This window comes from Azorhizophilus paspali, from assembly GCF_043587585.2.
GTDB classification, from domain to species: Bacteria; Pseudomonadota; Gammaproteobacteria; order Pseudomonadales; family Pseudomonadaceae; genus Azotobacter; species Azotobacter paspali.
In genome coordinates, this window is record NZ_CP171449.1 from 2,141,293 (window position 1) to 2,155,599 (window position 14,307).

Below are 14,307 nucleotides of genomic sequence, written 5' to 3' on the forward strand. Positions count from 1 at the left end.
ATCTCCTAAGAAATCAGCTCATCAATTTCCTCCGCTGTAAGACGTTTGAGGGTCTCCAGAGATTTAGCCAACTCCCCTTGAAGTGGTTCGATCTGACTGAATTTTTCCTGAGCACCTTGGCTGAAGTCGGCCAAAATGGGCAATTCGAACAACTCCTTCAGAGCCATATCGATACCAAGCTGCTCGCGGATACGGGCAATCACCTGGGTAGCTAGCAGGGAGTGGCCGCCCAGCTCGAAGAAGTTGTCAGTGAGCCCTACCCGCTCGACGCCGAGCACTTCCGCCCAGATCGCCGCGACCTGCCGTTCCAGTTCGGCCTGCGGTTCGACGTATTGCTGCTGTAGCAGGCTGGCGTCCGGACGCGGCAGCGCCTTGCGGTCCAGCTTGCCATTGGGGGTCAGCGGCAGCCGCGTGAGGAACACCAGGTGAGCCGGCACCATGTAGTCCGGCATTGCTGCCCCGAGGTGCGCCTTCAGTTTGCCGCGTAGTGCGCCCTGACCTTCGGCGTCTTCCAGAGGCGCCAAGTCGTTGGGCACCAGGTAGGCGGCCAGTTGCTTGCCGCCCGCTCCCTCAATGTCGATCACCACTGCCTCGCGCACGGCTCCGTGCTGCTGCAGCCGGGCCTCGATCTCGCCCAGTTCGATACGGAAACCGCGGATCTTCACCTGGTGGTCGATACGGCCTTGGTACTCGATCACCCCGTCGGCCCGGTAACGGGCCAGGTCGCCGGTGCGGTACAGACGCCCGCCGCCCTGTTCGCTGGTATCGAATGGGTCGGGGACGAAGCGTTCGGCGGTCAGGCTGGGACGGTTGTGGTAACCATGGGCCAGCAGCCTGCCGCCGATGAAGAGTTCGCCGACTCCACTTTGGATTACGGGACAAAATATCTTGTCCAAGATGTACATCGTTCGCTCACCCAGAGGCCGACCGATTGGCATCAGCGCAGGTTTCGCCGACTCACCCGCCACATAAGAACCACAGTCCAGATAACTAGCCGTGATAGTCGTTTCCGTCGGGCCATAGGTATTGAGCAGACGGACATGCTCGAGCCCAGCCCTCTTCCAGAAAGCAATACCTTCGGAAGGCATCGCTTCCCCGGTAACACTGACTTGGCGCAGAAGGCCGTAGTCTTGAGGCCGTTGCTGGGAAAAATCTTGAATTAACAGGTACCAGTAGGCCGTGCTCAAGTCCGCAACGGTAATGCCGGAACGTAGCACTTCGCAGCGGAAAGTTGCACTGTCCCAGACTTCGTTTCCTCGAATGACAACTCCAGCACCTTTGCATAAGGCAGGGAAAAGTTGCTCGACGAAACCATCAAAGTTCAAGGTAGAGAACAGTAATACACGATCTTCAGGCCGAAGACGGAAGTAATCAATGGCAACATGGCAGTGAGCGCTCAAAGCCTCATGACCAATGGCGACCCCCTTGGGCTGCCCGGTGGAGCCCGAGGTGTAGATCATGTAGACCAGGTTCTGCGGCGCCGTCCGGTTGGCCGGGTTTTCCTGCGGATAGTCCTCCAGCCAGTCGTCGCCCGGCTCCAGGAACAGGCTCTGCACCCCCTCGGCCGGCGGCAGCCGGTCCTGCAGGTGCCGCTGGGTCAGTAGCAAGCCGATACCACTGTCCCCGATCATGTAGGCCAGCCGTTCCCGCGGGTATTCCGGGTCCAGCGGCACATAGGCTCCACCAGCCTTGAGGATTGCTAGCAGGCCCACCACCATCTCGACGCCCCGCTCCACTGCGATACCCACTAGCACATCCGGGCCCACGCCCAGTTCGATCAGCCGGTATGCCAGGCGGTTGGCCCTGCGGTTCAGTTCCCTGTAGCTCATTTCCTGCTCGCCGAACACCAGGGCCACCGCCTCCGGGGTCCTCGCCACCTGCTCCTCGATCAACTGGTGTACGCCGCGCTCGCTCGGGTAGCGGGCCTCGGTCCGGTTCCAGTCGTGGACGATCTGGTGGTATTCCTCTGGGGTCAGCAGCGGCAGTTCGCCGATGCGCCGTTCCGGCTGGCGGACGATGCCGGTCAGCAGGTTCAACCAGTGCCGGGCAAGCCGTTCGATAGTCCGTTCGTCGAACAGGTCGGTGGCATAGGTCAGCGAGGCGCCCAGGCTGTCCGCGCTTTCGTAGCTGTCCAGCGTCAGATCGAACTGGGTGGTACGGTTCTCCCATGCCAGCCTTTCCACAGTGAGCCCCGGCAGGCTTCGCGCCTCGCCCTGCACCGCCGTCTGGTGGTTGTACATCACCTGGAACAACGGGCTGTGGCTCAGGCTGCGCTCCGGCTGCAGGGCCTCGACCAGTTGCTCGAACGGCAGGTCCTGGTGCGCCTGGGCCTCCAGGGCGGTCCGTTTCACCTGGCGCAGCAGCTCGACGAAGGTGGTGTGCAGCTCGAATTCGGCCTTCAGCACCTGGGTGTTGACGAAGAAGCCGATCAGCCCTTCCGTTTCCGCCCGGGTGCGGTTGGCGATCGGCACGCCCACCCGGATGTCGTCCTGCCCGCTGTAGCGGTGCAGCAGGCTCTGGAAGCTGGCCAGCAACAGCATGAACAGGGTCACCCCCTCCCGCCGGGCCAGTTCCCGCAGGGAGCGGGCCAGTTCGCCGTCGAGTTCGACGGCCAGCCGGGTTCCGGCATAGGTCTGCACGGCCGGGCGCGGCCGGTCGCCGGGTAACTCCAGCACCGGCTGTTCGCCGCCCAGTTGCGCGGTCCAGTAGGCCAGTTGCCGGTCCTGTTCGCCGGCCTCCATCCACTGGCGCTGCCAGAGGGCGTAGTCGGCGTACTGGATTGGCAGCTCCGGCAACGTCACTTCGTGTCCCTGGCTGTAGCCCTCATAGAGGCGGACCAGTTCGTCCACCATGATCGGGGTGGACCAGCCGTCCGAGACGATGTGGTGCAGGGTCAGGATCAGAACATGATCGTCCTCGCCCAGGCGCAGCAGCTTCACCCGCAGCAGCGGGCCCCGCTCCAGGTCAAACAGGCGTTGGACCTCGGCTTCCACCTGAACCCGGAGCCGCTCGTCCAGGCCGGTGGCGGCATCCGCCGGCAGCGGCTCCTGCTCGAACCAGAGGCTGCCGTTGGGGTGGATGACCTGGAGCGTCCGCTCGCCGTCCTGGCGGAAAGTGGTGCGCAGGGACTCGTGGCGCCGGATCAGGGCCTCGAAGCTGTGCCGCAGGGCCTCGATGTCCAGGGCGCCCTTCAGGCGTAGCGCCGCCGGGATGTGATAGGCGGCGCTCCCGGGCTCCAGTTGCCAGAGGAACCACTGGCGTTGCTGGGCGTAGGAGGCGACCAGGGGCTGGTCGCGGTCAGCCTTTTCGAGGGCGGGCGCCAGGCTGGCCTGGCCCTGGCCGACCCGCTCGGCGAAACCGGCCAGGTCCTGCGCTTCGAACAGGGCGCGCAGGGGCAGCTCGATGTCCAGGCTCTGGCGTACCCGGGAAATCACCTGAGTGGCCAGCAGGGAGTGGCCGCCCAGCTCGAAGAAGTTGTCGGTGAGCCCTACCCGCTCGACCTTGAGCACCTCGGCCCAGATCGCCGCGATCCGCTGTTCCAGTTCGCTCGCCGGGGCCACGTAGGTCCGCTGCAGCAGGCTGGCGTCCGGACGCGGCAGCGCCTTGCGGTCCAGCTTGCCGTTGGGGGTCAGCGGCAGGCGTTCGAGGAACACCAAGTGCGCCGGCACCATGTAGTCCGGCAGCATTGCCCTGAGGTACTCCTTCAGTTCGCCGCGCAGGCCGGTTTGGCGTTCGTCGCCGTCCAGCATCGCCGGGGCGTCGGGCACTAGGTAGGCGGCCAGTTGCTTGCCGCCCGGCCCGTCGATGTCGATTACCACCGCTTCGCGCACGGCTCCGTGCTGCTGCAGCCGGGCCTCGATCTCGCCCAGCTCGATGCGGAAGCCGCGGATCTTCACCTGGTGGTCGATACGGCCCAGGTACTCGATCACCCCGTCGGCCCGGTAGCGGGCCAGGTCGCCGGTGCGGTACAGGCGCCCGCCGCCCTGCGCGCTGTCGTCGAACGGGGCGGGGACGAAGCGTTCGGCGGTCAGGCCGGGGCGATGCAGATACCCCCTGGCGAGTCCATCGCCACCTATCAATAGCTCACCCGCAACCCTTTCCGGCACTGGAGCAAAGCTTTTTTCCAAAATATGCAAGGTGGTGTTGGCAATCGGCCTGCCCAGCCATGGAGACGGATTTTCCGCATCGATGTGGTACAGCCCCGACCAGATGGTCGTCTCGGTCGGACCATACAAATTCCAGACATGGCCGGCCTGACGGAGCAGCCGCTCCGTCAAGTCCGGCGACAACGCCTCGCCGCCGCTCAGCAACTTACAGTTCCGCAAAGCTCCGGGCGATGCCGCATCCAGCAGCATTCGCCAGGTCGAAGGCGTGGCCTGGACGACACTGACCGACTGCCGGTCGATGACTTCCAGCAAGGCCTGGGCATCCCTGTTCTGATGGTTGAACAGCAACACCACGGTTCCCCCGACCAGCAGGGGCAGGTAGAGCTCCAAAGCGGCAATGTCGAAGGACAGCGAGGTCAGGGCCAACATCCTGTCGTTGGCATCCAGCCCCGGCTGCGAGGCCATGCTGGCCATAAAGTTGGTCAGTGCCTGGTGACGAACGGCAACCCCCTTGGGTCTGCCGGTCGAGCCCGAGGTGTAGATGCAATACGCCAGATGCTCTGGATGAAGCGGAAGATCCGGGTTGGATGCGGGAAATTCGTTCAGCTCACTCCAATCGCTGTCCAGGCGCCAGATATTCACACTTGCCGCTGGTAGCTGGTCTGTCAGGTGTTCCTGGGTCAGCAGCAAACCGATACCACTGTCCCCGATCATGTAGGCCAGCCGCTCCCGCGGGTACTCCGGGTCCAGCGGCACATAGGCTCCACCAGCCTTGAGGATTGCTAGCAGGCCCACCACCATCTCGACGCCCCGCTCCACTGCGATACCCACTAGCACATCCGGGCCCACGCCCAGTTCGATCAGCCGGTATGCCAGGCGGTTGGCCCTGCGGTTCAGTTCCCTGTAGCTCATTTCCTGCTCGCCGAACACCAGGGCCACCGCCTCCGGGGTCCTCGCCACCTGCTCCTCGATCAACTGGTGTACGCCGCGCTCACTCGGGTAGCGGGCCTCGGTCCGGTTCCAGTCGTGGACGATCTGGTGGTATTCCTCTGGGGTCAGCAGCGGCAGTTCGCCGATGCGCCGTTCCGGCTGGCGGACGATGCCGGTCAGCAGGTTCAACCAGTGCCGGGCAAGCCGTTCGATAGTCCGTTCGTCGAACAGGTCGGTGGCATAGGTCAGCGAGGCGCCCAGGCTGTCCGCGCTTTCGTAGCTGTCCAGCGTCAGATCGAACTGGGTGGTACGGTTCTCCCATGCCAGCCCTTCCACAGTGAGCCCCGGCAGGCTTCGCGCCTCGCCCTGCACCGCCGTCTGGTGGTTGTACATCACCTGGAACAACGGGCTGTGGCTCAGGCTGCGCTCCGGCTGCAGGGCCTCGACCAGTTGCTCGAACGGCAGGTCCTGGTGCGCCTGGGCCTCCAGGGCGGTCCGTTTCACCTGGCGCAGCAGCTCGACGAAGGTGGTGTGCAGCTCGAATTCGGCCTTCAGCACCTGGGTGTTGACGAAGAAGCCGATCAGCCCTTCCGTTTCCGCCCGGGTGCGGTTGGCGATCGGCACGCCCACCCGGATGTCGTCCTGCCCGCTGTAGCGGTGCAGCAGGCTCTGGAAGCTGGCCAGCAGCAGCATGAACAGGGTCACGCCCTCCCGCCGGGCCAGTTCCCGCAGGGAGCGGGCCAGTTCGCCGTCGAGTTCGACGGCCAGCCGGGTTCCGGCATAGGTCTGCACGGCCGGGCGCGGCCGGTCGCCGGGTAACTCCAGCACCGGCTGTTCGCCGCCCAGTTGCGCGGTCCAGTAGGCCAGTTGCCGGTCCCGTTCGCCGGCCTCCATCCACTGGCGCTGCCAGAGGGCGTAGTCGGCGTACTGGATTGGCAGCTCCGGCAACGTCACTTCGTGTCCCTGGCTGTAGCCCTCATAGAGGCGGACCAGTTCGTCCACCATGATCGGGGTGGACCAGCCGTCCGAGACGATGTGGTGCAGGGTCAGGATCAGAACATGATCGTCCTCGCCCAGGCGCAGCAGCTTCACCCGCAGCAGCGGGCCCCGCTCCAGGTCAAACAGGCGTTGGACCTCGGCTTCCACCTGAACCCGGATCCGCTCGTCCAGGCCGGTGGCGGCATCCGCCGGCAGCGGCTCCTGCTCGAACCAGAGGCTGCCGTTGGGGTGGATGACCTGGAGCGTCCGCTCGCCGTCCTGGCGGAAGGTGGTGCGCAGGGACTCGTGGCGTCGGATCAGGGCCTCGAAGCTGTGCCGCAGGGCCTCGATGTCCAGGGCGCCCTTCAGGCGTAGCGCTGCCGGGATGTGATAGGCGGCGCTCCCAGGCTCCAGTTGCCAGAGGAACCATTGCCGCTGCTGGGCGTAGGAGGCGACCAGGGGCTGATCGCGGTCGGCCTTTTCGAGGGCGGGCGCCCGGCTGGCCTGGCCCTGGCCGACTCGCCCGGCGAAACCGGCCAGGTCCTGCGCTTCGAATAGGGTGCGCAGGGGCAGCTCGATGTCCAGGCTCTGGCGTACCCGGGAAATCACCTGAGTGGCCAGCAGGGAGTGGCCGCCCAGCTCGAAGAAGTTGTCGGTGAGCCCTACCCGCTCGACCTTGAGCACCTCGGCCCAGATCGCCGCGATCCGCTGTTCCAGTTCGCTTGCCGGGGCCACGTAGGTCCGCTGCAGCAGGCTGGCGTCCGGCCGCGGCAGCGCCTTGCGGTCCAGCTTGCCGTTGGGGGTCAGCGGCAGCCGTTCGAGGAACACCAAGTGCGCCGGCACCATGTAGTCCGGCAGGCCGATTTTGAGATGCGCTTTCAGTTCGCTGCGCAGGCCGGTTTGGCGTTCGTCGCCGTCTAGCATCGCCAGGGCGTCGGGCACTAGGTAGGCGGCCAGTTGCTTGCCGCCCGGCCCGTCGATGTCGATTACCACCGCTTCGCGCACGGCTCCGTGCTGCTGCAGCCGGGCCTCGATCTCGCCCAGCTCGATGCGCAAGCCGCGGATCTTCACCTGGTGGTCGATCCGGCCCAGGTACTCGATCACCCCGTCGGTCCGGTAGCGGGCCAGGTCGCCGGTGCGGTACAGGCGCCCGCCGCCCTGCTCGCTGTCGTCGAACGGATCGGGGACGAAGCGTTCGGCGGTCAGGCCCGGACGATGCCAATAGCCCTCGCCCACACAGTCCCCGCCGATATGCAGTTCTCCCGTCTGCCCGAGGGCGACCGGCCCGGCCGAGCCGTCGAGGACATAGGCGCTGACCCCGGGCAGCGGCCGCCCGATCGGCAGGGCGCTCAGCCCCGGCACCGCGCTTCCCGGCGTCGCCCGGGCGATCACCACGTCCGTGCATTCGGTCGGACCGTAGGTGTTGTGGATCGAGACGTTCGCCGCCTGGGGCGACTCCAGCCACTCCGCCAGTTCTCCTGGCTGGATGGCCTCGCCCCCCAGGAGGACGTGTTTCAGGCTGGCCAGTTCGGCGCGATCGCCCTGCAACAGGGGGTAGAAGGCACCCGGGGCGCAGTTGAGCACGCTCAGCCGGTGCTTTCCGATCTGCCGGCGATGGCTGTCCGGGTCGTAGCCCGCCGGGGCGATGTGTAGTTGCCCTCCCACGCACAGCACGCCGTACAGGTTCTTCTGGGTCAGGTCGAAGCTGTAGGAGCTGAGCAGCAGCACCCGGTCGTCCGCGGTCAGTTCGCAGGCGGCCCGGTACCAGTGCAGCAGGTTGACGAAGCTGCCGATTCGCACCGCCGCGCCCTTTGGTCTGCCGGTGGAGCCGGAGGTGTAGATCACGTAGGCCAGGTTCTGCGGCGCTGTCCGGTTGACCGGGTTTTCTTGCGGATAGTCCTCCAGCCAGTCGTCGCCCGGCTCCAGGAATAGGCTCTGCACCCCGTCGGCTGGCGGCAGTCGGTCCTGCAGGTGCCGCTGGGTCAGTAGCAAGCCGACGCCGCTGTCCCCGATCATGTACGCCAGCCGCTCCTCCGGATACTCCGGGTCCAGCGGCACATAGGCTCCACCGGCCTTGAGGATCGCCAGCAAGCCCACCACCATCTCGACGCCCCGCTCCACCGCGATGCCCACCGGCACGTCCGGACCCACGCCCAGTTCGACCAACCGGTGCGCCAGGCGGTTGGCTCTCCCGTTCAGCTCCCCGTAGCTCATTTCCTGTTCGCCAAACACCAGGGCCACCGCCTCCGGGGTCCTCCCCACCTGCTCCTCGATCAACTGGTGCACGCCGCGCTCGCTCGGGTAGCGGGCCTCGCTCCGGTTCCAATCGTGGACGATCCGCCGGTATTCCTCCGGGGCCAGCAACGGCAGTTCGCCGATGGCGGCTTGGGCATCGCTGGCCAGGCCTTGCAGCAGCCGGGCGAAATGCCCGGCGATCCGCTCGATGCCCGCCGCGTCGAAATGCCCGCGGTCGTAGCCGTAGCGCACCGTCAGTGTCTCGCCCAGGCCGATGGCCAGGGTCAGCGGGTAGTTGGTCTGTTCCTGGGTGGTCACCCGGTCGAACGCCAGGCCCTCGGGCGCGCCCTGCTGCAGCGCCTCGGCGATCGGGTAGTTCTCGAACACCAGCAGGCTGTCGAACAGCGCCTCGCCGCCCAGCCCGGCCCAGCGCTGGATCTCGTACAGCGGCGTGTGCTCGTGTTCGCGCAGGCCCAGGTTCTGCGCCTGGACCTGGTCGAGCCATTCGCCCACGCGCTGTTCCGCCCGGGGGCTGGCGATCACCGGCAGGGTGTTGATGAACAGGCCCAGTTGCCCTTCCACGCCCTGCAGCTCGGCCGGACGTCCCGCTACGGTGGCGCCGAAGCACACCGTCGCCTGCCCGCCGTAGCGCTGCAGCAGCAGCAGCCAGGCCGCCTGCACCAGGGTATTGACCGTCACCCGCTGGGCCCGGGCGAACTCACTGAGATGACGAGTCTGCTGGCTGTCGAGGAGCTGGACATGCTCCCCATATCCTTCTCCCGCCCGGCCATCGGCCCGCCTGATCGAATCCGCCAGCCGGGTCGGCTCTTCCAGGGAACCGAGCTGCTCCCGCCAGAAGGCTTCGCTGGCGGCCCGGTCCTGCCGGCCCAGCCAGGCGATGTAGTCGCGGTAGCGCAGGCCCGGGTGCCCGATGGGTTTGCCCGTATAGGCCTGCAGCACCTCGCCCTGCAGTTGCGAGCCGCTCCAGCCGTCCAGCAGGATGTGGTGGTTGGTGTAGATCAGGTGGTGGCGGTTCTCCCCGGTGCGGATCACCGCCAGCCGCAGCAGCGGCTCGCGCTCCAGGTCGAAGCCCCGTTGCCGGTCCGCCTGCGCCCAGGTATCCAGGCTGTCCTGCAGTTGCGGCTGGCCGCGCCAGTCCAGTTCGACACAAGGCATCGACATCCGTCTGCGGATCACCTGCAGCGGGCGTCCGTCCACCTCGACGAAGCTGGCCCTGAGTACCTCGTGCCGGTCGACCACCGCCTGCCAGGCGGCCCTGAAGCGTGCGACGTCCAGCCCTTGCACATCCACCCGCATCTGGTTGATGTAGTGGCCGGCCTCGTGCTCCAGCAGGCTGTGGAACAGCATGCCCTGCTGCATCGGCGACAGCGGGTAGATATCCTCGATTTCCCCTGCGGGTACTGGCAGCGCATCCAGTTGCTCCTGGCTCAAGCCGGCCAGCGGAACGTCCGAGGGGGTTACGCCGCGATTGTTCTCATCCGCACAGTGCACGATGATGTCCGCCAAGGCCTGTTCGTAGGCGCGAGCCAATCGTTCGATGCCATCCGGCCGATAGACATCCTGGCTGAAGGTCCATTCCAGACGCAGTTCGCCATCGTAGACTTGACCATTGATGGACAACCAGTTACCCAACGGCGCTTCTTCGCTGCGGGCTTGTCCGGCGCTTTCGCTGGCAGGTTCGAACAGGGCCCCCTCATCCTGAGCGAAGCTGCCATCGAACTGGCCCAGGTAATTGAAAGTTACCCGCGCTTCGGGTAACAGGCTCAATCTTTGCCGGATATCTGCGCTCCCCAGATAGCGCAGGATTCCATAGCCGATGCCTTTGTTCGGCACCGATCGCAGTTGTTCCTTGATGCCCTTGATCGACGAGCCCCAATCGTCACGGGGCGTCAGTCGGACCGGGAACAAACTGGTGAACCAGCCCACCGTCCGGGTAAGGTCGATGTCATCGAACAGGTCTTCACGGCCGTGCCCCTCCAACTGGATCAGTATGGAGTCCTGTCCGCTCCACTGGCAGAGCACTCGTGCCAGGGCTGCCAGCAGCAGGTCGTTGACCTGGGTACAGTAGGCGGCCGGGGCCAGTCTCAGCAGTTTCTGCGTCAGCTCCGCATCGAGACGGGTGCTGGCCGAGCGGGATTGGCGCCCGCTTTCGTCGCCATCGGGATTGTCCCGTGGCAATTCCTGCGCCGCCTCGCCCAGGCTTCGCAGCCAATATTCCTGCTCGGCCTGCAGAGCCTCGCTCGACGCATAGGTGTGTAACCGTTCGGCCCAGTGTTTTAGCGAACTGGTCCTGGTCGGCAGTCGCAACGGCTGACCCTGAACGGCTTGCCGATAAGTGGTTTGCAGGTCTTCCAGCAGAACTCGCCAGGACACGCCATCCACCACCAAGTGATGGATGACCAACAACAGTCGCTGTCGGTTATCGGGCAGGTTCACCAGCACCGCTCGCAGCAGGGGGCCTTGATCCAAGCTCAGACTGGCCTGCGCTTCGTTGCCCGATGCTTCCAGTTCGCTGATATCCAGCAGGTCCTTCTGCCACAGCAGTTCCGCTTCTTCCCTATCCTGGAGTCGGGCACTCCATTTCCCATCATGTCCGGTGAAACGCAGGCGTAGCGCATCGTGGTGTTCGACCAGAACCTTCAAGGCTGCTTTCAGGCACTCCGGATCGAGCGGCTCGTTCGGCCTGAGCAGCACCGACTGGTTCCAATGATGGCGTTGCGGAATATCCAGTTCGAAGAAGCGCGACTGGATCGGCAACAACGGCATCTGCCCGGCGACTCTTTCTGCCGACTCGGTAGCGGCCTGCTTCTTGTCTTCGACCTGCTTGGCCACCTGTGCCAGTTGACCGATGGTCTGCTTCTCGAACAGTTGCTTGGGCGTCAGCTTGATGCCCTGGCGTTTGGCACGGGCGATGATCTGCAGGCTGAGAATCGAGTCGCCGCCCAGCTCGAAGAAATTGTCATGGCTGCCAACCCGCTCCAGCTTGAGCACCTCGGCCCAGATCGCTGCCAACTTTTCCTCGATCTCGCCCACCGGCGCTACGTACCCTTGGGCCACAATTCCGGGCTTGGGCAGGGCGCGCCTGTCCAGCTTGCCGTTGGCCGTCAGCGGTAGGCGCTCCAGCAAAAGGATATGGGCGGGGACCATGTAATCCGGCAGACGCGCCTGCAGCCCCTGTTGCAGCAAGGACACCGTTACGCCCGCCTCCGCCACGCAATAAGCCACCAGTTGCAGCCGGGAGGCGTCGCTTTCCAGTGGCATGGCCTGAACCACGGCCTCCTTCACACCCTCAAGGTTCTGCAGGATTTGTGCTATCTCGCCCGGCTCGACCCGGTAGCCACGAATCTTCACCTGATCGTCGGCACGGCCGACGAATTCGACCAGGCCATCGCTTCCCTGGCGTGCCCGATCGCCGGTTCGATAACGTCGTTCACCCTGCTCCGCAGGCACGAAACGTTCCGCAGTCAGGGCCGGCCAGCCCAGGTAACCCTGCGCCAAGCCTTGCCCACCCAGGTAGAGTTCGCCGGAAATATGCAAGGGAACGGGGTTGAGATAGGCATCCAGGATCTCGGCTCGGCCGTTGGCCAGTGGCCGACCGACCGGAACGCTGCGGCTACCCTCTGACCGTTGCCTTGCCTCATGGGTGAGGATGCCCACCGTGGTTTCGGTCGGGCCATAGTGGTTGATGATCCGACAGGTGGGCTTGAGCTGCTCGACCCGCTCGACCAGAGCCCATGGGCAGGCCTCGCCACCCAGGATCAGGGCCTGCTCGGGCAGTACATCCGCAGGCCTGGCGGCCTGCAACAGGCCTTGAAGATGGCTCGGCACCAATTTGAGTACGCCAACCCGATGCGTAGCCATGTAAGCGGCGAAACCGTCGGGATCGAAGGCGAGCTCCTGGGGCAGCAGATGAAGCGGCCTGCCTGACGCCAGGGCGCCGAACAACATCGTATGGCCCAGGTCGGCGGCAACGGTGGAAACCATGGCCATGCTGGCCCCAAGGGGTAGTTGCAACCGCTCGAGCGCAGCCTGCACATAGTTAGCCAGGGCCCGGTGGCTGATTACCACCCCCTTGGGCTGGCCAGTGGAGCCAGAGGTATAGATGACATAGGCCGGTTGTTCGGGGACGATGCACGTCGACAGCGGCTCGTCGCTGTATGCGCTCCAGAGGGTGGGGTCGTAGGCAAGAATATCCAGGCGCGGGAGATCGGTGAAACGTCCATCATGGCGATCATGGATCAGCAGGGCGGCCCTGCTGTCGTCCAGTAATTGTTGCAGACGGTCGGCCGGCTGCTGGCTGTCCAGCGGCAGATACAGAGCGCCGGCCTTGAGCACCGCCAGTACTGCGGTCACCCAGTCGGCGGAACGCTCCTGGCAGAGCGCCACGGTAGTTCCACTAGCTACTCCCAGAGCCTGGAGGTGGCGCGCCAGGCGATTGGAGGCGCGCTCCAGATCCATATAGCCGAGGGTCTGCTCGCCACAGTGCAATGCGGCCCCTTCCCCGCCGAGTTGCCGGCCGTGCTGCCAGAGCGAGAGCATATCGGCGTGCGGGAAGACCCGGCTGTCTTGCTCCTGAGATAGAGCGGTACTTTCGGGGCAGTCCAGTAGCCGGGCATGCGGCACCCGGACCAGGGCTTCCAGAGTCCTGCGCAAGGAGGCTGCCATGCGTTCGATAGTGGCGGAGTCGAACAGGTCCGTCGCATAGGTGAAAGACGCATCGATTCCTGTCGGTGTGTCGGTGAAGTCGAGAGCAAGGTCGAAATGTGCGCTTCCATCGTCGAATGGAAAGTCCTCCACCTCCAATCCGCCCAGTTGCTTGCGCTTCCTGTCTTCGCCGGCGACATTCTGATTGAGCTTGAACTGGAACAGGGGGTTGTGGCTCAGGTTCCGTTCCGGCACCAGGGCATCTACCAGTTGCTCGAACGGCAGGTCCTGGTGCGACTGGGCGCCGGCTACCACGTCTTTCACCTGATCGATCATTTCGGCGAAGGTGGCGCGCTCATCTACCTGGACGCGCAATACCTGGGTATTGATGAAAAAGCCGATCAGCCCTTCCAGCTCCTTGCGGTTACGACCGGCGTTGGGCGCACCGATACGGATGTCCGACTGACCGCTGTAGCGTGACAGCACCACGGCTACTGCCGCCAGAACCAGCATGAACAGCGTGTGGCCCCCCTTGCGGGCCAGTATTCGCAACTCCAGGGCCAGCCCTTTGGGGATCTCGACCTGGACGAGCGCGCCACGATAACTGGGGCTGGCCGGCCGCTCACGATCCAAGGGTAGCTCCAGTACCGGTTGCTCCTCACCCAGTTGCGCCTTCCAGTAGGCCAGTTGCCGCTCTCCCTCCCCAGCCTCCAGCCAGGCCCGTTGCCAGATCGCATAATCCGCATACTGGATCGGCAGTTCTGGTAACTCGACAGTGCGCTCTTCCAGCAACCCCTCGTAAAGCTGCACGAACTCTTTCACCATCAATTCGCCCGACCAGCCATCGGAAACGATATGGTGCAGACACAAGGTCAGTACCTGGTCGGTATCGCTCAGGCGAAGTAACTTGACCCGTAACATGGGACCATTGAGCAGATCGAAGGGCTGGGCGAATTCGTCCCGGATGCGGGCCTTCAACGAGGTCTCGTCCTGCCCTGCAACGGAAACGATCTCCAGCGCGACCGACGAATCCTCAAGGATCTCCTGATGGAACTCGCCATCCGCCGAGACGAAGCGAGTACGCAGGCTCTCGTGTCGCTGAACCAGAAGCGTCAAGGCACGGTGCAGGGCCTGCTCATCCAATCGGCCGTGCAGACGGACAGCCATGGGGACGTTGTAGAAGGAATTGTCCGGTTCCAGTTGCCAGAGAAAAAGCAGGCGCTGCTGGGCATAGGAGAGGGGAAGGCGTCCGATCTCATGCCGGATGGACACGATGGGCAGGAGCCTGAAACTCTGACCGGTTTCGATCATCTTGTCGAGAATCTGGCGACGCTGCTCCAGAGGCAGACTGATGAAGCGCTTGGCGATTCGTTCCGCTGTTGTCCTGTCCATT

At 64.7% G+C, this 14,307-nt stretch carries 1 protein-coding gene; it reads right to left on the reverse strand.

Features of this window, described 5'->3' with window-relative positions; genetic code table 11:
- Positions 1-5 precede the first annotated feature (5 nt).
- On the reverse strand, positions 6-14,306 hold the full coding sequence (locus ACGI6K_RS10450) for a non-ribosomal peptide synthase/polyketide synthase (protein WP_394543881.1): 14,301 nt from the start codon (positions 14,304-14,306) through the stop codon (positions 6-8).
- Position 14,307: the final 1 nt, after the last annotated feature.